Origin of the sequence: Trinickia sp., from assembly GCF_035492435.1 — a bacterium.
In the GTDB taxonomy this organism is placed as follows: Bacteria; Pseudomonadota; Gammaproteobacteria; order Burkholderiales; family Burkholderiaceae; genus Trinickia.
On sequence record NZ_DATJJF010000156.1, the window covers coordinates 1 to 16,291 of the forward strand.

General features: G+C 60.1%; 20 protein-coding genes. 6 read left to right on the forward strand and 14 right to left on the reverse strand.

Translation table 11 applies throughout. From position 1 onward, the window contains the following. Nucleotides 1–108: 108 nt before the first annotated feature. The 6 genes from sctQ to VL598_RS11675 are packed head-to-tail and all read right to left on the reverse strand — an operon-like array spanning nucleotide 109 to nucleotide 5,679. Nucleotides 109–1,077, reverse strand: a complete 969-nt coding sequence (gene sctQ / locus VL598_RS11650; protein WP_325326876.1) for a type III secretion system cytoplasmic ring protein SctQ — start codon at nucleotides 1,075–1,077, stop codon at nucleotides 109–111. Then, nucleotides 1,055–1,549 (reverse strand): hypothetical protein, encoded by a 495-nt coding sequence (locus VL598_RS11655; RefSeq protein ID WP_325326877.1) that lies wholly within the window; start codon nucleotides 1,547–1,549, stop codon nucleotides 1,055–1,057. Before VL598_RS11655 ends, sctQ begins: the two co-directional genes overlap by 23 nt. Continuing rightward, nucleotides 1,528–1,899 carry a hypothetical protein gene (locus VL598_RS11660; RefSeq protein WP_325326878.1) on the reverse strand — a complete coding sequence of 124 codons (372 nt, stop codon included), beginning with the start codon at nucleotides 1,897–1,899 and terminating at the stop codon, nucleotides 1,528–1,530. The genes VL598_RS11655 and VL598_RS11660 overlap by 22 nt, the downstream gene beginning before the upstream one ends. A 14-nt stretch (nucleotides 1,900–1,913) precedes the next feature. After that, the gene (locus VL598_RS11665; RefSeq protein ID WP_325326879.1) at nucleotides 1,914–3,263 is read right to left on the reverse strand and encodes an EscN/YscN/HrcN family type III secretion system ATPase; all 1,350 of its coding nucleotides are present in this window, start codon (nucleotides 3,261–3,263) and stop codon (nucleotides 1,914–1,916) included. A gap of 2 nt (nucleotides 3,264–3,265) precedes the next feature. Continuing rightward, nucleotides 3,266–5,314, reverse strand: coding sequence for an EscV/YscV/HrcV family type III secretion system export apparatus protein (locus tag VL598_RS11670; RefSeq protein ID WP_325326880.1), 2,049 nt, complete (start codon nucleotides 5,312–5,314; stop codon nucleotides 3,266–3,268). Next, nucleotides 5,311–5,679 carry a secretion protein gene (locus VL598_RS11675; RefSeq protein WP_325326881.1) on the reverse strand — a complete coding sequence of 123 codons (369 nt, stop codon included), beginning with the start codon at nucleotides 5,677–5,679 and terminating at the stop codon, nucleotides 5,311–5,313. Before VL598_RS11675 ends, VL598_RS11670 begins: the two co-directional genes overlap by 4 nt. A 223-nt stretch (nucleotides 5,680–5,902) precedes the next feature. On the opposite strand from VL598_RS11675, the gene VL598_RS11680 reads away from it, so the two are divergent. Further along, nucleotides 5,903–6,364, forward strand: coding sequence for a CesT family type III secretion system chaperone (locus VL598_RS11680; RefSeq protein ID WP_325326882.1), 462 nt, complete (start codon nucleotides 5,903–5,905; stop codon nucleotides 6,362–6,364). A 28-nt stretch (nucleotides 6,365–6,392) separates the two neighbouring features. Beyond that, nucleotides 6,393–7,205, forward strand: a complete 813-nt coding sequence (locus VL598_RS11685) for a hypothetical protein (RefSeq protein WP_325326883.1) — start codon at nucleotides 6,393–6,395, stop codon at nucleotides 7,203–7,205. 646 nt (nucleotides 7,206–7,851) lie between these two features. On the opposite strand, the gene VL598_RS11690 is transcribed toward VL598_RS11685, so the two are convergent. Beyond that, nucleotides 7,852–8,550, reverse strand: a complete 699-nt coding sequence (locus VL598_RS11690) for a two component system response regulator (protein ID WP_325326884.1) — start codon at nucleotides 8,548–8,550, stop codon at nucleotides 7,852–7,854. A gap of 130 nt (nucleotides 8,551–8,680) precedes the next feature. On the opposite strand from VL598_RS11690, the gene VL598_RS11695 reads away from it, so the two are divergent. The 4 genes from VL598_RS11695 to VL598_RS11710 are packed head-to-tail and all read left to right on the forward strand — an operon-like array spanning nucleotide 8,681 to nucleotide 12,119. Further along, the gene (locus VL598_RS11695) at nucleotides 8,681–9,079 is read left to right on the forward strand and encodes a hypothetical protein (RefSeq protein ID WP_325326885.1); all 399 of its coding nucleotides are present in this window, start codon (nucleotides 8,681–8,683) and stop codon (nucleotides 9,077–9,079) included. Further along, nucleotides 9,070–10,566, forward strand: coding sequence for an EscC/YscC/HrcC family type III secretion system outer membrane ring protein (locus VL598_RS11700; protein ID WP_325326886.1), 1,497 nt, complete (start codon nucleotides 9,070–9,072; stop codon nucleotides 10,564–10,566). Before VL598_RS11695 ends, VL598_RS11700 begins: the two co-directional genes overlap by 10 nt. 10 nt (nucleotides 10,567–10,576) lie before the next feature. Then, the gene (sctD, locus tag VL598_RS11705) at nucleotides 10,577–11,821 is read left to right on the forward strand and encodes a type III secretion system inner membrane ring subunit SctD (protein WP_325326887.1); all 1,245 of its coding nucleotides are present in this window, start codon (nucleotides 10,577–10,579) and stop codon (nucleotides 11,819–11,821) included. Nucleotides 11,822–11,852: 31 nt separating this feature from the next. Beyond that, nucleotides 11,853–12,119, forward strand: a complete 267-nt coding sequence (locus VL598_RS11710; protein ID WP_325326888.1) for an EscE/YscE/SsaE family type III secretion system needle protein co-chaperone — start codon at nucleotides 11,853–11,855, stop codon at nucleotides 12,117–12,119. Between the two features lie 95 nt (nucleotides 12,120–12,214). On the opposite strand, the gene VL598_RS11715 is transcribed toward VL598_RS11710, so the two are convergent. The 7 genes from VL598_RS11715 to sctF all read right to left on the reverse strand — a co-directional run bounded on the left by VL598_RS11715 (nucleotide 12,215) and on the right by sctF (nucleotide 16,290). Then, nucleotides 12,215–13,324, reverse strand: a complete 1,110-nt coding sequence (locus VL598_RS11715; RefSeq protein ID WP_325326889.1) for a TyeA family type III secretion system gatekeeper subunit — start codon at nucleotides 13,322–13,324, stop codon at nucleotides 12,215–12,217. 3 nt (nucleotides 13,325–13,327) lie between these two features. Continuing rightward, nucleotides 13,328–14,017 carry a hypothetical protein gene (locus tag VL598_RS11720; RefSeq protein WP_325326890.1) on the reverse strand — a complete coding sequence of 230 codons (690 nt, stop codon included), beginning with the start codon at nucleotides 14,015–14,017 and terminating at the stop codon, nucleotides 13,328–13,330. After that, nucleotides 13,987–14,571, reverse strand: coding sequence for a type III secretion system domain-containing protein (locus VL598_RS11725; protein WP_325326891.1), 585 nt, complete (start codon nucleotides 14,569–14,571; stop codon nucleotides 13,987–13,989). The genes VL598_RS11720 and VL598_RS11725 overlap by 31 nt, the downstream gene beginning before the upstream one ends. Further along, nucleotides 14,568–15,311, reverse strand: coding sequence for a type III secretion system inner membrane ring lipoprotein SctJ (sctJ, locus tag VL598_RS11730; RefSeq protein WP_325326892.1), 744 nt, complete (start codon nucleotides 15,309–15,311; stop codon nucleotides 14,568–14,570). The genes VL598_RS11725 and sctJ overlap by 4 nt, the downstream gene beginning before the upstream one ends. After that, a complete protein-coding gene (gene sctI, locus VL598_RS11735) occupies nucleotides 15,308–15,646 on the reverse strand; it encodes a type III secretion system inner rod subunit SctI (protein WP_325326893.1) in 339 nt (112 codons plus the stop codon). Before sctI ends, sctJ begins: the two co-directional genes overlap by 4 nt. Before the next feature lie 35 nt (nucleotides 15,647–15,681). Then, nucleotides 15,682–15,978 carry an EscG/YscG/SsaH family type III secretion system needle protein co-chaperone gene (locus tag VL598_RS11740; RefSeq protein ID WP_325326894.1) on the reverse strand — a complete coding sequence of 99 codons (297 nt, stop codon included), beginning with the start codon at nucleotides 15,976–15,978 and terminating at the stop codon, nucleotides 15,682–15,684. A gap of 96 nt (nucleotides 15,979–16,074) precedes the next feature. After that, a complete protein-coding gene (sctF, locus tag VL598_RS11745) occupies nucleotides 16,075–16,290 on the reverse strand; it encodes a type III secretion system needle filament subunit SctF (protein ID WP_325326895.1) in 216 nt (71 codons plus the stop codon). Nucleotide 16,291: the final 1 nt, after the last annotated feature.

A 16,291-nucleotide genomic window follows, 5' to 3' on the forward strand; every position in this document is an offset into this window, starting at 1 on the left:
CGGACTGCGTCCTGATAGCGCATTGAGTGTCCAGTGCGCAGGTGCCGCTCGCCTATCCGGCCGAGACCTGAATGTCCCGGCGTTGAGCGCCTATAGCGTCTTTAGCGTCTATAGCGTTTCGATCTTCGCGGCGAGCCGTCCGTCGATATCGAGCAGCGTGGCACGTGCGATCGAGCGTCCGCCGACCTTCAGCGTGACGAATTCATCGGGGCGCGCTTGGCCGGTCAAGATATCGCCCGGTTTCAGTGCGGCTAGCGCACTGGCATGAACGTCGAAGCCGCACACTTCAGCGACTACGGTCACAAGGGTGTCACGCGCGGCCCCGTCGTCCGGCGCCGGCATGGCCGGCTCCACGTCGAGCCAATCGTCAAATGCTTCCATCGCATCCTCGATAGTAAAAACGCCCGTCTCGTCGCAAGCCAGGCGTGCGACAGGCCGGGTCGTGAATAGTCCGAATTCGCGTTGCGCGACGCGATAGGCATGCCGAAGCAAGAGCGCATCCCCTACGCAGAGACTCTTTGCCAAGCGGTGGGGGATGCTGCTCCAGCCAGCAACTAAGCTCACCCGGACCGAGATGTCGGACGCGGGCTCACACGGACAAGGGGCGAGCTGATCCGCTAGCGCATCGAGCCAACCATAGGGAGCTTCGAGCAAGAGCGCATCGATTCGCCGCCCTCCACACTGGGCTTGCACGCACCAGCCGAACTGCGGCTCGACATCGGCCCTCTGCAACGACGTGCCATTGGGCCAGGGGCAGTGCGCTGGATCAGTCAGGCCTTGAAGGCCACGTCCGATCGAATCGAGCGTCCATGCTGCCAGTGCCTCATTGAGCTCCGGTGGGAGATACGCGGGCTCGGCTATCGCAAGCAAAGGATCGATCCACCGGCACCATTGCCGATCCTCGACCCAAAGCCGCACCGGCTCGTGCTCGAGGGCGCCGGCGAGGACGATGCCTTTGCCGCCAAAACGCCGATAAGCGAGCGACAAATGTCCTTCGTCGAACTCGATGCGCCGCCCAATTCCTACTTTGCGGAGGAGGCGCGCTGTGTGCTCGTCAACCTTCGGCAGCGGGTGCATCGCAGTACTCCACTGATACGCGAAGGCCTAGCCGCTTGGACAGCGTGTTGGCCAATTCGGTTGACGAAGGCGGATTGGCTTGGCTGAGCGGGGCGATTGCCCACATGCGTATCGAGATGTGATCGCCATAGCGATGCGCTTCAATCTCCCATCCTGCAAGAGGTCCATTGGCCAGCCTCACTCGAAGTGTTTCTGTCGTGACGCGCATTGGCGTCGCGAGCGCATCGAGTGCATTTTCCCAATCGATCGAGTTCGATGCGCACGAACGGGCGATCGACTTGGCTTGGCCTGGGCGTGGATGCTCGTGCTCTTTCGACTCTTTCGATCCACGGCAAGCAGGTTCAACGGCCGGGAAGCTCGGGTCAAGGAGCGCTTGGAAGCGCCGTTGCGCATGGGAATCGGGGGGATCGCCGTCTTCGATCGATCCGGTCGAAGTGCGGTAATTTCGCTCTATCGCTCTTGGAAAACGCATGGTGACTCCAGCAGCAACGTGAATTTTTCCTGCGCGGTCACTGCCTTTTTCAGCAGCTTGGCTTGCCGGCACTTTTCTACGCGCAACTCATCGAGCTGATGCTTCAACACGTGCAGCCGCTCGATCAATCGCTGCTCCGTCAGGTAGTAGTCGCTGAGCTCACTCTTGATGGCGCTTAGTGCATTTCGATCGAGGACGGCTGAGATGTTGCAGCGGTCCCGCCACGTTTGCCGAAGTGTGTCCTGCTCACGTGCGAGTGAGTCCAGTTCGGTCAGCAACGCGTGCTCCTGCCGAGCGAGCGTCGAGAGCGCCGAACGCACAGATTGCTCACGACGTGCCTTTAAGGACACGAGTTGCGATATCGTTATCCGTTCACCGTGTTCCATAGAAGCGAGACCGTTTCCTGAAAGTCGCTGGATGTTCCGACTGACTGGCACAGAAAGTCGCGCATCGCTGCTTTGCGGGCCAGAGCCTCGTCGGCCACCGGGTCTTGCCCACGCTGATACTCGCCGACTCGCACGAGCAACTCGATTTCCTGATAGGTCGCCATCAAGCGGCGAAACTGGGCCGCCAGCTGCATATGCTCTTCGCTTGCGACTTGTCCCATGATGCGGCTCACGCTCGCCGCGACATCGATGGCCGGGTAGTGATTCGCCTCGGCGAGTTTGCGCGAAAGTACGATATGTCCGTCGAGAATCGAGCGAACTTCATCGGCAACCGGCTCATTCAGATTGTCGCCTTCGACGAGCACCGTATAGATGCCGGTGATGCTGCCTCGCTCGGCGGGGCCGGCTCGTTCGAGCAGGCGGGGCAAGCGGGCGAAGAAGCTCGGTGGATATCCCCCTGCGGCAGGCGGTTCTCCGGCGGCCAAGCCAATTTCGCGGCAGGCGCGGGCGAAACGTGTCAGCGAGTCCATCATCAGCAGCACGTTTTTGCCTTGATCGCGAAAGTATTCGGCGATCGCTGTGGCGGTGTACGCAGCCTTCAAGCGTTCCAGTGCCGGGCGATCGGATGTGGATACCACGACGACGCTGCGCGCTCGTGCTTCCTGCGACAGCGTGCGATCGAGGAATTCGCGGACTTCACGGCCGCGTTCCCCGATGAGCGCCAATACGATGACGTCAGCTGTCACGCTGCCGTCGCAGATCATAGCGAGCAACGTGCTTTTGCCGCCGCCCGCCGCGGCAAAAATGCCGATGCGCTGGCCCCGTCCACAGGTGAGTAAGCCGTCGATCGCGCGCACGCCAATGGGGAGCGCGGTGTCGATCAGCGCTCGCGTGAGCGGATTCGGCGCATGGCCTTCCACTGAACGGAAAGAAGCGTCGCGTGCGGTAGTGCAGTTGCCGATCGGGCGACCCATGCCGTCGACCACGGTGCCGAGCAAAAACGCGCCCAGTAGGACCTGATGGGGGTGGCCCATCGGGTCGACTTCATCACCGACCTTCACGCCGAACGGCTCCGCGAAAGGCGAGAGCAGCGCAAAATCTCCCTCGACTTTCACGACTTCAGCTTCGATCCCGCAAGGGTGAAGGCGGCATAATTCGGCGAGCGACGCGCCGGGCAACGAAGCACGTAGAAGCGTCGGACCGATTTCCGTGACGCGCCCGCAGACCTTTTCGCCGGCGCGGCCGTGTCCGTTGCCCGCTCGCTCGGCGTGACGAGCGAGGCGTCTCGCCAACTCCTTTTCGACGAACTGACTGTCTGGACGACGCATCGCTATTCCTGCCCGATCAGATCGATGTTGCCCATGACGCGCAGCTCTGTTTCCTCTCCCATCTCTTGAAACGATAAAACGGGCACACCGAAGAAGTCGCGCTCGAGGAGCTTGCGCAAAAAGCGCCGCACATCGATCGCTGTTATCAGCACGATGTTGCGGTTCTCGCCACTCGTAAGCGCATCTCTGACGCGTTCGATGATCGCGGCGCTTTGCTGCGGGTCGAGCGCGGAATAGGAGCCCGCCGAGGTTTGCCGGATGGATTCGCGAACCAGGTTTTCGATCGCATCGCCGATGAGCCAACCTTTGATCCACGGACGGCCCGCGCGATGACGCGTGGCGATGTGGCGACGCAGGCCAAGGCGCGCGTACTCGGCTAGCATCACCGGATCCTTCTCGCGGGGCGCCCATTCGATTAGTGCTTCAAAAACACTGCGCAGATCGCGGATGGAGACTTGTTCTTCGACGAGCCGCTGAAGCACATCGGCGATTCGCCCGATCGGCAATTGCCGTTGAACTTCCTTTACGAGCTCGGCATACCGGCCTTCCATCGCGTCCATCAGGAATCGCGTTTCCTGCACGCCGACGAACTCGCCGGCGTGATGATCGATGACGAGTGAAACACAGTGCACGATGCGCGCGTCACCTTCGTAGAGCGTGGTGCCGAGTGCCGTCAGCGTGCCGGCGCTGGCACGGTCGAACCATTGAAGGCGCAGCGCGCCGAACGTCAGTGTGTCGACGCGTGACGGTTGCTCAACGGCGGGCATGCGCGCGTCGGCGAGCAGCATATCTGCAGGTAGGGCAACGCTCATCACCGGCTCTTGATACAAGAGCACCTGCAGCGTGCCGTGTTCGAGCGTGCGATCGAGCATAACGTGAGGCTCGGGCAGTGGAATGCCCAGCTCCTCGAACTTTTGTGCGCGCAGGCCGTCAAGAATGGCGCTCAACCGATCCGCAGGCATAAGCCCCTCGGCTAGGCGAATCATCAATGGAATGGCTCCCGGCGTTATGCCTGCGCCATGACTGACCGCGCCCGTGCCGCCGGCCTCGCGGGCTGGATCGGCTTGCGTTCCATTGAGCGCTCGGTGCTTTCTCGTCCACCATGCGCCGCCGAACACCGCTGCCGCGAGCAGCATGAAGTAGGCAACCGGGAAACCCGGGATCAATGCGAAAACCACCAGTACGCTTGCTGCGAGCATGAGTGCTTGCGGCTGCTTTCCAATTTGCTCCGTCAAATCGGCTGCAAGATGTCGGCGTTGGTCCCCGGGAACGCGCGTCACAACGATACCCGCCGTGATCGAAATGAGCAGGGCGGGAATTTGAGCGATGAGGCCGTCGCCAACCGAGAGGATGGCGTAAGTCGACATCGCCTGGGTTGCGCTCATGCCGTGCATGAAGACGCCTATGGCGGTGCCCCCAAGGATGTTGACGAGAATGATGATGATGCCTGCGATCGCGTCGCCTTTGACGAACTTCATTGCACCATCCATCGCGCCATACAGCTGGCTCTCCTTTTGAACCAGGCCGCGCTGGCGCCGCGCTTCATTCGCATCGATGACGCCGGCGCGCATGTCGCCGTCGATGCTCATTTGTTTGCCGGGCATACCGTCCAGCGAAAAGCGCGCGCTGACTTCGGCGACACGCTCGGAGCCTTTTGTAATGACGATGAACTGAACGATCGTGATGATCGTAAAGACGATGATGCCGACCGCCAGATTGCCGCCGACCGCAAAGTTACCGAACGTAAAGATGATTTCGCCGGCGTCCGCCTGCAAAAGGATCAGGCGCGTCGTGCTGATGGTGAGCGCGAGGCGATAGAGCGTCGTGATCAACAGCACCGACGGGAACGCCGAGAATTCCAGCGGCTCTCTGATGTAAAGAGCCATCATCAGCAAGACGAGGGAGATCGTCAGGTTGATCGCAATCAGAAGATCGATGATGGCCGTGGGCATCGGCACGATCATCATGAACACGGCGACGAGGAGCATCACGGCAAGAATGACGTCTTGACGCTTCGCTGCGATTGCGAGCCACGCTGTCACCCGTTTCATGCGTGCGTGCCTGCGTGAGTATCGAGCAGGCGGCACATGACTCTGTAGCACGTCAACCAATGACCCGCATCGCTGTTCGCTGCCGGTGAACAACTCAAGAATTGAAAGTCACGCGCGGCGTAGGCGCGCAACGGTATGCCTTGCAACAAGGCAGGATGACATCTCGCCAATAGCGCCTTGAGTACGCGTGAGCGATCGACGGTTGCAACGCGAACGGCAACCGTCATCATCACGCGCTCGTCAATGACCTCGATGTATAGCCGAAACGGTGGCAACACAAACTCCATGCAAGGCTCGATGCGGATGACGGGCAAATCGGCCAGCTGCGCGAAGTGCTCGAGACGTCGCTGCGTTTGCAAGTCCATGGCTTTGTGTATTGCTGAGGGCGCGGTGCTTGACGCCCGCGATCAGAACGCTAATGTTCCGCGATCGCCCTCAGTGGCCGCTATCGGGCGAAGACCTGAAGCCTGCATGGACTAGGCGGGAAGGTTCGCGGCAGAATACGCACGGCATGTTCTCGACAATGGCATTCTGTTCTCGACAAGTGTGCGCTTTGCGATTGGCATACTCCGCGTTCGGCGGTGGGGTATGCAGGCATCGCTGCTATGTATCACGCATCTTTTTCATCAACCGGTGCGGAATATGGATAGTGAATGGCTTCTTCGTGAATGTCTTGAGCAGATCGGCAAGCGCAACAACATTGCGGGGTTGACGCTGGAGCCCAATGGCTGCGCCGGCATCGAGGTGGGAGACGGGCGAACGGTGTACGTGAAGCTCGATCGAGAGTATGACCGGGTATTCGTGTATCGCGCGCTGCTACCGCTGCACCAAGTCGATACTGAGGTGCTGCAAAGGAGCATGGAATTTAATGTTCTGGAGTCGGGAACCGGGGGTGGCGTGCTTTCCTTATCTCGTCGAATGGAGGCGATCGTCTATCACATGAGTGTGGCCGCCAGCGCGATCGATGCGTCGTGGCTGCAGGACGCCATGACGCAACTGCTGGGCAAAGGTGAGCGCCTTGCCCAGTCGTTGATCCAAGGTGCGGGCTGAAAGCGAACATTGACCCAGGAGTGTTCAGATGCTTGGAAAACTCGTAGCGGGAGTGGCGACAGCAGGAACTACGGTCGTGGTGGGTATGGCCGTCGACCGTGCCGGCAACATGTTGACCGGCGCAAAAACAACGCCGGCTATTGATCCGGTGCCCGGGCAGCCGAGCGCTTCGCCTGGCTTCCTGCGCAGAGGCGATCAGTATTTGGCCGACGTGAGTCGCACCATGGCGCCGGATCCGAAAGCGAACCTGCTTCAGGATGCCTTGCGCTCGCAAGTCGACAAACGTCTATCGCTGGCGAGCAAGGCTTTCGCAGTCATGCGCGAGCCGCAGGCGGCAGTCGACAACGCCAGGCAGGGCATGACGCACATCAAGAACGACGTCGACACGCTTCACGGTGCGGCTAAGATCGTCACCGGAAATGCGTCTCTGACTAAAGCAGAAGCGGCCGCTATCGCGGGGGCCGTTGCAAGGGATACGGCGACCGGCGTGTATGGCGCGACCAAGGCTGTATTGAAGGGAAGCTACGCGGCGGCCACCACCACGGAAGAGGGTGTGCGTGAGCTCTCGAGTGCCGTGACAGAACGCGTAGGTCGTGACGCCTTGCAAGCGGGCACCGGTATCGCCATCTCGAATGCGGCCGCAACCGCAGTGGGTGCCTTTTTCCCGGCGGCGAGAATGCTCGCGGTGGGAATTCGCGTGACCGGCCAACTGGCTGCGGGAGCACAGGTTTCCGAGGCGCTGCGTAACGTCGGGGGTACGTCGGAAGATGCTGGTGCGACGATGAAGGCGGTTGGCAAAACGTTGCGCTCGAAAGCCGGCAGTGAAGGAGGCGTTTGCTGAGAACCGCGTGCCGGCTTGGATTGCGGATTAACGTACTTGGCAATCGGTTCAATCTGTACGGGACACCGCGCGCATTCGGTGATGAACGGACGCGTTGCAAGCCGGACCGGATCTATGCTTTGGCATGTCAATAATCACGACGTTTATCAGTGATTCGCATTTGTTGCCCATGTCGCCAGCCTTGTGTCTTGCCCGTCGCTGTATGGAGCCCGGTCCAGCAAGTTACCGGACTTCGTTGGCGGGCGGGCTCCGCAACCGCTACTATCGTCCATTAGCGGGCCCTGGGCGGCGACCTCCGCACAAGCGTTCACAATGGGCAAGGGGTTCGGGCGATATATAAGTAGGGTGACCAACACCGGAATGCCTGCAAACCAGATGGATGGCAACGAGACTTCCGCAATGCGGCCTAGATGGTAGTCCAGTGTCATGCGTCGCGACGCAGACCTAAAATTAAAGCTGTCTAGCTAACAACTATGTGGCACTTCAGTGCGGCAATCGCGAGTGTCAGTTGGCCATGACAATTTAACCATCAATGCGTCTTTGTTGCGTCTGCGACGTCGGATGGATTATCGACAGAATCGAACGGGTGCTTGACAAGAATCCGCTGTAGCTTTTGCGGATGTTCAATTTCCAACCGGCGGGCGCGTCAGGGCAAAGAAGGCGGCGTATCCGGCGACGCCGAAACCACAAATCCCAGGCGATGCGCGCAGTTCGCCAATTCGACCGCCTTGTGGACATTGAGCTTTCGCATCAAATTGAGCCGGTGCGTCTCCACGGTCTTGATAGAAATGCTGAGCATCTGGGCAATATCACGGTTGCGAGCGCCTTCCGCAACCAACTGGAGAATCTGCCGTTCGCGTGCGGTCAACACGGCGCGCTCAGTCGCATCGGTTGCAGCGCGCACCAGCGCCGGATCCAACGCGGGATCCAAAAACGTTTCGCCGCGGACTGCTGCGCGAAGGGCTATCAACAAGGTGTCTTTGGCGCCTGCTTTGAGGACATAAGCCTTCGCGCCGGCATCGAGCGCCTCGCGCGCGCGCAGTTCGGTACGATCGGCAGTTAGTACGACGACGATCAATTCGGGCCAGCGCTGCTTCAGTTGGCGAATGACTTCAATGCCGTTCATGCCGGGCAGCGCCAAGTCGAGGATAACGATGTCGGGGCGCAACGCTTGGCAGGCCGAACGGACCTCGAGCCCATTCGCCGTTTCTCCGATGACGCGATACGACGGCTCGGCCGACAGGGCTTGTTTGATCCCGTCTCTCAGCAATGAATGATCGTCGACGATCAAAATGCATCGTGTTGTCCGCAAGGTGGCGGGATTGTCAGGAGTCCGTGGCGGCATGGCTGATGGCTCATCGTTATGTTTAAGAAGCGTTTCTTTCGATAAGGAAACTCTGGATAAGTTCAGGTTATCGCCGTATCGCGCGTTGAAATGCGAATCGTGACAATGCCTGCATTTGCACTGCCTCGCAATGCGATTTCCTTCGAAGCTCGCATACATTGGATCCGTCTCGAGCGTTCAGTCGTACGGCCTCGGGTGGCGCTTCGAAATCGCCAACATACAGGCGTGGTGTTGCGACTTTTCTCAAGGACTATGCGTCGCGCTTAAGGTAGAGTCCGATTCGCTCGACGATATCGGGCTGCAAAATGCAACCCTCTGGCTCGCTTCGGTTCGCGAGGCACTCGACGATGCCTTGTTGCTCGACGACGATGGACTTTGGCTTGTGCGGCGTTATGAAACGGAGCTCACCGCTTGCCAATGGCAGGCGCTATTCAATCATCAGCGGGCCATAGCGGATTGGCTGAGCGGCCGTTGCCCTCGCCCTCACCGTGAAGTGATTGCACGAGGGAGGGCTGAGGGATGGGCGTGACTTGCCGCCTTGCTGCACAGGTTCGCCGGCTGGCCACTGTGACCCTATGCGCCGCGACCACCGCCTATGGCGCCATCCCGATCCAAAACGCTCACCCGTTCGTCTTTTCCACGCACGGCGCGAAGCTCGCTTCGGTGTTACGTGATCTAGGTGCCAATTACCGGGTGCCCGTCATCGTCAGTACACGCATCGACGGTGCTTTCATCGGCCGCATCGATGCCGCTCCCCTCGAACGCACACTTGACCAGCTTGCCAACTTATACGGCCTCGCGTGGTACTACGACGGGCAAAGCGTCTATGTGTACAAGGCGGACGAAGTGGGGGCCGATCTCGTGACGCCGGCATACTTGAGCGTCGATACGCTGCTGGCGCAGTTGCGCGGCACGCGGCTGCTGCAAGCCGGACGTTGCGAAGTGCGCGCGATGACGGCGTCGAACGCCATTCAAGTCTACGGTGTGCCGATTTGCGTCGAACGTGTCACACAGTTTGTGAAGAGAGTCGACGAGCAAAAGCTCGATCGTGAACGAAACGAAGAAGGTATCGAGCTTTTTCCGCTGAAATACGCTACCGCCGCGGATGCGACCTATCAGTACCGGAATCAGGAGGTGGTCGTCCCCGGGGTTGTGTCGATGTTGAGAGACATGACGCAAGGCCGCACGCTGCAGCTGAAGAACGATCAGACGCCGCGCGCGGGAAGCGATCAGGTGCTGCCGATGTTTTCATCTGACGCACGGCACAACGCGGTAATCGTACGCGACAAGAAAATCAATTTGCCACTCTATGCGAGGCTGATTACGCAGCTCGATCGCAAGCCCGAGCTCGTGGAGGTGTCGGTCACGATCATTGATGTCGACGAGCAAAACGTCAATCAGTTAGGCATCGATTGGTCGGCCACCGCAAGAATCGGCGGGGGATCCATCACGTTCAACGGGCCGGACGCCCCCGGAGATTTTTCGACGGTTGTCGGCGACACCGGTGCCTTCATGGTCCGTTTGAACGCGCTCGCGGAAACCGCGAAGGCACGTGTTCTTTCTCGCCCCTCAGTGTTGACCCTCGACAACATGCAAGCCGTTCTCGACCGAAATATCACGTTCTACACGAAGCTCGTCGGGGATAAGGTCGCCAAGCTCGAATCGATCTCGACGGGTTCGCTGCTTCGTGTGACGCCAAGGGTCATCGTTGATCAGGGGCAAGCTGAAATCATGTTGACGCTAAGCATCGAAGATGGACGTCAAACGGACCCGATAAGCCGGGCAGAACCGTTGCCGCAAACGCTCAATTCCGAAATTACGACGCATGCGCTGTTGAAGGGCGGACAGGCGCTGTTGCTCGGCGGGTTCGTACAAGACGAACGACGCGAGGGCGCGCGCAAGATTCCGCTTCTCGGCGATATTCCATTGCTTGGAAAGCTGTTTGGGTCGACTCAACGAAACGAGCGACGCGCAGTGAGATTGTTCCTGCTCCGTGCGCAACCTTGGTCAGCCTAGTGGCCGCGCGATGACAGGAAGTTACAAGCTCAAGTGGCTCAATGGCTTGCTCGCAGGCCGGGAACTCGTTTTGCCGGCCGGGGAAATCCGGCTCGGCGGTAACGATCCCGACATCGCTCTGACGCTCGACAACGGTGGCGAAGCCGTGCTCGTTGTGGAAGAAACCGGAGTCGGGCTGCTTTCGCAAGCTTGCGTTTGGGTGGACGGAAAGCGTTGGGACGGTGATGGGGGCCATCTGCCTCTGCACGTGCCGATCGACATGGCGGGACAAGCGTTTTTACTGGGTGCAGCGGACGATACGCTCGTATCCGTGCGCATTCCCCCGCGTCGCAGCGGGCCGAAGTTGACCAAGCTGACGGGGCTGAAACAGCGCGTGACGCCCGGCATGCTCGCCTGTGCCGCGGCGGCCGTCGCCGTGCTCGGCTGCATCGCGGCGTTCTTTGCGTCGCCACCGGCGGGAGACGCAGCGCCCTCAAAGACGGGCGGTCTGCTCATCGAGCGGCTGAAAGGCCGAACGCCACCCGGATTGAAGATTGCTGAGGATCGAAGCGGTGTGATGGTGTTGTCGGGCTATTGCGCAGATTCGGCCGAAGTCGACCGTTTTCGGCAGCAAGTGAAAAGCGAGGGCGTGCTGCTGCACGACGATACGTTGTGCGCGAACACCTTGCGACGTAGCGTGGGGGATGTTCTGCGCTTGAACGGCTACCAGGAATTCGATGTGGGCGACGGCGAGACGCCTGGCGTCGTTGTCATCCGCGGGAGCTTTGCCGACGATGCGCGATGGCGATCGACGACGGAGCAACTGCGATCCCTACGCGGATTGCGTTATTGGTCGATCGTCAACGATGGTGCAGATTCATTCGAACGATTGCTGAGCATGTTGTCGGAACGTGACTTGCTAAATGGCATCAGCATCTCGATGGAGCAACGGACGCTGGTTGTACGCGGTGCGCTGCCGGCAGAGCGGATGCAAAGGGTCGAGCAAGTCCTGGCGGACTACAACAAGCCTCAGAGCGGCGGCTTGCAGGCACAGTTCGAGGCTATCGCCGCTTCGCCGGCTTCGGCCGATTTGTTGCCGGCTCCAATAGCGAGCATCGGCGGCAAATCGGACGGGCTCTTTGTCGAACTCGAAAACGGTATGCGGCTGCAGCGCGGCGCGGTGCTGCCGAACGGCTTCGTCGTTTATGCATTGAGCCAGTCGTTCATGGCGCTGCGCAAGGGCGAAACGCTCACTGCTGTGCCGCTCAATTTATGACCATCGAGGTTTGAGATCGACGCCACGTCTTATGACTAGGATCACTCAATTGGAAGACATTCTCGCCGAGGACGAGAAGGGTGTGACGCGCGACCTTTTGCTCGAGCGGCTGCGCGATGCCGAGTTGAAATTGCGCGCGCAGCTGCGCTCTCCTCAAATGCCGGGGGCGTACACGGCATTGCAGCGTTGCGTAGAGGCGAGCGTGAGCGCGCAGGCGGTGATCGAAACGCTTTGGTTCCGCTATCACGGCAATGCGCCGGGTCGGCCGAATGGAGGACACGGACGGTCGTCGACTTAGCGCCGATGTAAAACCCGGGTCGTTCTTTCGTACGCAGCGATCGATGATGCGGGTACTCGTGGCGCCATCCCACTGCGGATGCAAGCTACAGTGAACTATTCACTCTGCCCATCGGCCAGCCTATCGAGGCACGCACAGAAGGCGTCCAGCATGGCCTCGCGCTGGTCTTCATCGTGAAAGCAATCGGTTGGCAGCAGCTTGACGATCTCATTGAGGCGTCGCATCAGGGCGTGTTGCTGCGGCCCATCGAGCGCCAGCCGGCTTGAGCGATCCAGAATCCAGTCGGCACCGAGCCACGGCTGTTGAACGGCATCGATCAAGAACCCGAGGAGGGTATCGCCGAGGAGGTCCGTGATACCGGAGGTCCGTGCGAGACGATCACAATGATCCTCGACGCTCAGAAATTGCAGGATGCGTTTCAGATCGCCGATCACGGCGGCGAGCTGCGCGCCGCTGGCGGGCACTTGTGCTGACAGATCGAACGCCAGCGCGCGAATCAATGTCTTCAGCTTGCGTTTGCGATCGGGAAGGCCGCACAACTGCTCGAACCAGTGCGCCAGGCGTGGATGTTGCGACGATGCGCGTCGATAAAGCTGGCGCAACTCCGCAAGCCCAGTTCGCCCGCTCGCGCCGAATTCCAGGCGATTGAAGAGCAACAGCACCCAATCGTCACTTTCCATCACGGCGGATAGCGCTTCTTCGAAGCGACGGCGTGCTGCGTCGCTCAGCTTGCCGCGCGCTAATGATGCGCCAAGCAGCAATGCCATTTCCCCCGCGTCGAACCCCGCTTGTCGCATGGCTTCGTAAGGAGTCAGCGACGCTTCAATGTCCGGAACGCGCGCGTGCAGCGCATTGGCTTGGTCTTCGGCGACTTCGGCCAATTTGCCGAGCATAGTCTTCGCGCGCGCACGATCCGGCTTGCCGTCCCGCATTGAACGTGCGTCCCGGGCGCGCGCGCCGATGGTGAAACTGAGTTCCTCGAGTGTCTCGGCGTATGACTCGGTCGCGATCTCGGCCAGGCTGGCTCGAACGGAGGGAAAATCTCCGCGCTCCAAGCCGAGTTCGCTTTGCACGATGTCAAAAACGGATTCGGCCGGAAATGCTTGCTCCGCGCCCATTTGCGTATGCAGTTGTGCCCCCTGCGCTGCCTGCGACGCTTCGGCCGATTTAACGCCGGCGGTCGATACGTTGAATTTGTCGAGCATGTCTCAGGCCTCCTCGATCGAGTCGCATAGTCGCGATAACACCGATTGCAGATGTAAATCGAGATCAATTCGTATCTTCACGTACTGCGTTTCGATGATGGCTTGTGCTGCCTTCAGGGTAGAGTCGGTTTGCACGTGAATGCGGTGCCCGTGTTCGATGCCGAGACAGACGGCCTTCGCCGAGTCCAGCGCATCATGCGCCACGCGCAATGTGATTACACGATGCTCCGCGCATTGCTGCAACTTCGCACGAATTCGCCGCATCAGAGGTTCAAGCGAGTTTTGCTCCGCAGCGAATTCTGCGAGCGCCTGAGAAACGATGCCGCGGATTTGCTGTTCCATCCGGTCGGCGATCTGCATTTCGATCTGATTTTCGTCGACGCACCATTGGACTGTCTCGTCGACGAGTTCGGCGCGCTTAGCTTGCAGCTCCCTACGCGCGTCGGCGATACCCTCCTCACGCGCCTGCGCGCGGATCGATTCGGCCTCGCGCGCGGCGTGGGCCACTGCCTCGTTGGCACTTTCAATCAGCCTTTCGGCTTCGCGGCGCGCCTGTTCGAGCACCGAAGCGGTATCGAAGTAGAGCATCAACTCACTGGCCCGAATGATCGGTTCCGGCGGTACGGCTCCCTTTAGATAGACGATGGGAATATTGAGCGGCGTCATAGAAAGCGTGACAACGTGATGATCCACTCGATCGCACAACTCTCAGGGGGATCGGACGCTGCGCCATCGCAAGGGGCCAGCAGCGTGGAGAGGAATGCAGCTGCAACGCTGCGATGCGTATCGCGGCGCAGCCAGCGCGTGCCGGCCGACAACGCAGCGTTACCGAGCGCTTCAGGTGCGAGACGAACGGCCTGCACATTCCAGGAGCCGCAAATGGCCAACAGCTGATCGCACGAACGGCTGTCCAGATGCGCCGCAAGCGCTTGCCGATGTGGTCTCAGCAGCAAGTGATCGACGCAAGCGAGGGCAATGACGCCGAGCGCTATGATCAACGCGGGCCAGCGTGGCTCCCCTTCGATCAGCCGGCGCCCATCGCCATCGAGCGAACCGGGAAGCGGTTGTAAAGGAAAGCCCCGTCGAGCGACGATGAGCCGATCGATCGAGGGGCGGCATGCCGGGCAACTTAGGTAACTCGTGCGCCAAGGCTCGAGATCGAGATGCCGCCACCAGGCGTCGTGCATCCACGCTCCGGGTTGCCACGCGAGTTGATGAAGCCGCCGAACGGCGGGATCGATGATCATGCGCTCACGCCGCGCTTGCGGCGCCGCCGAAACACCACGATTGCCGCGACTGCGAGCAGAAGCGCGACAGCGAGAAACGGCGCGACGATCGCTATACGACGTGCCCCAAGGTTGGCGCGCGCATCGATGCGATCATCCGCCTGAGGCGGGTGGAACGCAAAGCGATAGTCGGCCCGCTGCATGATGACACTGATGTTGTCGGCACGCAGCGACGGCACCCCCTTCAACACAAGATCACGGATCTCGGTCTCCCTGCTTTCCAGGTTGCGATCCGGACTATATTTGATGAAGACCGATGCCGACGGCGTGGGCGGATCGTAGCGATTCTGACTGGGGCTCTCGGCAATCGCCACTTGGGCATCGATCACGCCGTCCATGCTGCGCAGCATGTGATCGAGTTCCTGTTCCTTGAGGTAAATGATCTTCGCCTGTTCTTGCGCTGGCGAGGTGACGAGCTGTCCTGAGGGGAAGAGGTCTTGTATCGTCACCGGGCTCTTACGCGGCAAGCCGCTTTGCCGGAGGACTTCGACGGCATCGACGAACTGCGATTGTTCGACGAGGATCTGTGCTGTCTCACCCTTGAGTACTTTCTTCTCGGCATCGATGTGATGCAGGAGAAGCCGCGCCAACATCGTGTTCGCTTCAGCTTCGGAGAGATTGCGATAAAGCTCGACTTTGCAACCTCCCATCAAAGACGCTGCGAACGCAATGCCAACTATCCGGGCAATCGGCCACTTCATTGCAAGTTCGTCAGCTTGTTGACGCTCTGCGAGACGACGCCCGCCGTCTTTGCGATGACGTCGACTTCGATCGCCGTACGCAGCAATGCCGATTGCGCCTGCAGCATATCGATCGGGCTTTGTGTGACGGCGGGCACATCGCCCGCCTTCTGAAGTGCGACATCAATACGCGACGAGCGCTCCTGAAAGTGCGATGCCGCAGCGTCTTCGGGCAACTGGCGCGCGGTGCCAAAGAGTGCCTGGGTGAATGCGCCGACATCATTCGCCGACGGCGTGACCTGCGAACGATAAGCTGGCGGCAAAGGTGGGAGGGGCGGGATGGGATCGATGTCCATTGCACGTTTCCTTCAAAAACTGAAATGCGAGGGGGCTATCGCATATTGGAGAGGGGGCGCTCAAGCCGTCGCTCCGTGCGGTTAGAGCGCATCAGCATGCGCAGCACGTCGGCTTCAGGCGATGTGTCGTCTGCCAGCAGTTGTTCGGCCGCCTCGGGGGTGCCGAGACCAATCGACATGGCCGCCTCGAGCAGGCGGCGCGGCGCGGGCGCGGCAACCAAGTGGGGCAAGGCTTCGCGAATGGCAAGCGCTTCGCTCAGCAAGCCGTGATTGATCGCCGCAAGTCCGGCTTCTGCGATGAGGCGGCGGGTATCGTCGTCGATGGGTTTCATCAATTTGGGCTCCGGGGAACCTCTGCCTTCGGCCGAAGAGAAGAGTGAACGAGCACCGCCGTAAGGCGGCAAGAAAGGGGAGTCAAACGAAGGGCGTCAAATCTTTTGAATGATGCCTGCCATCATGTCCTTGACCGCTTTCAAGACCGCGCTTTCGTAGCTGACCAAGATCGAATATTGCTGAATCGCGAATTGCGCTTTGAGCATCTGTCCTGGGTCGTTCAAATCGGCGTTGGTGACCTTCGACTCGACTTGCTGGCCTGCCTGCGTCACAAGCTGCGAAAGCTGATTCTTGACGACTTCGATATCCATG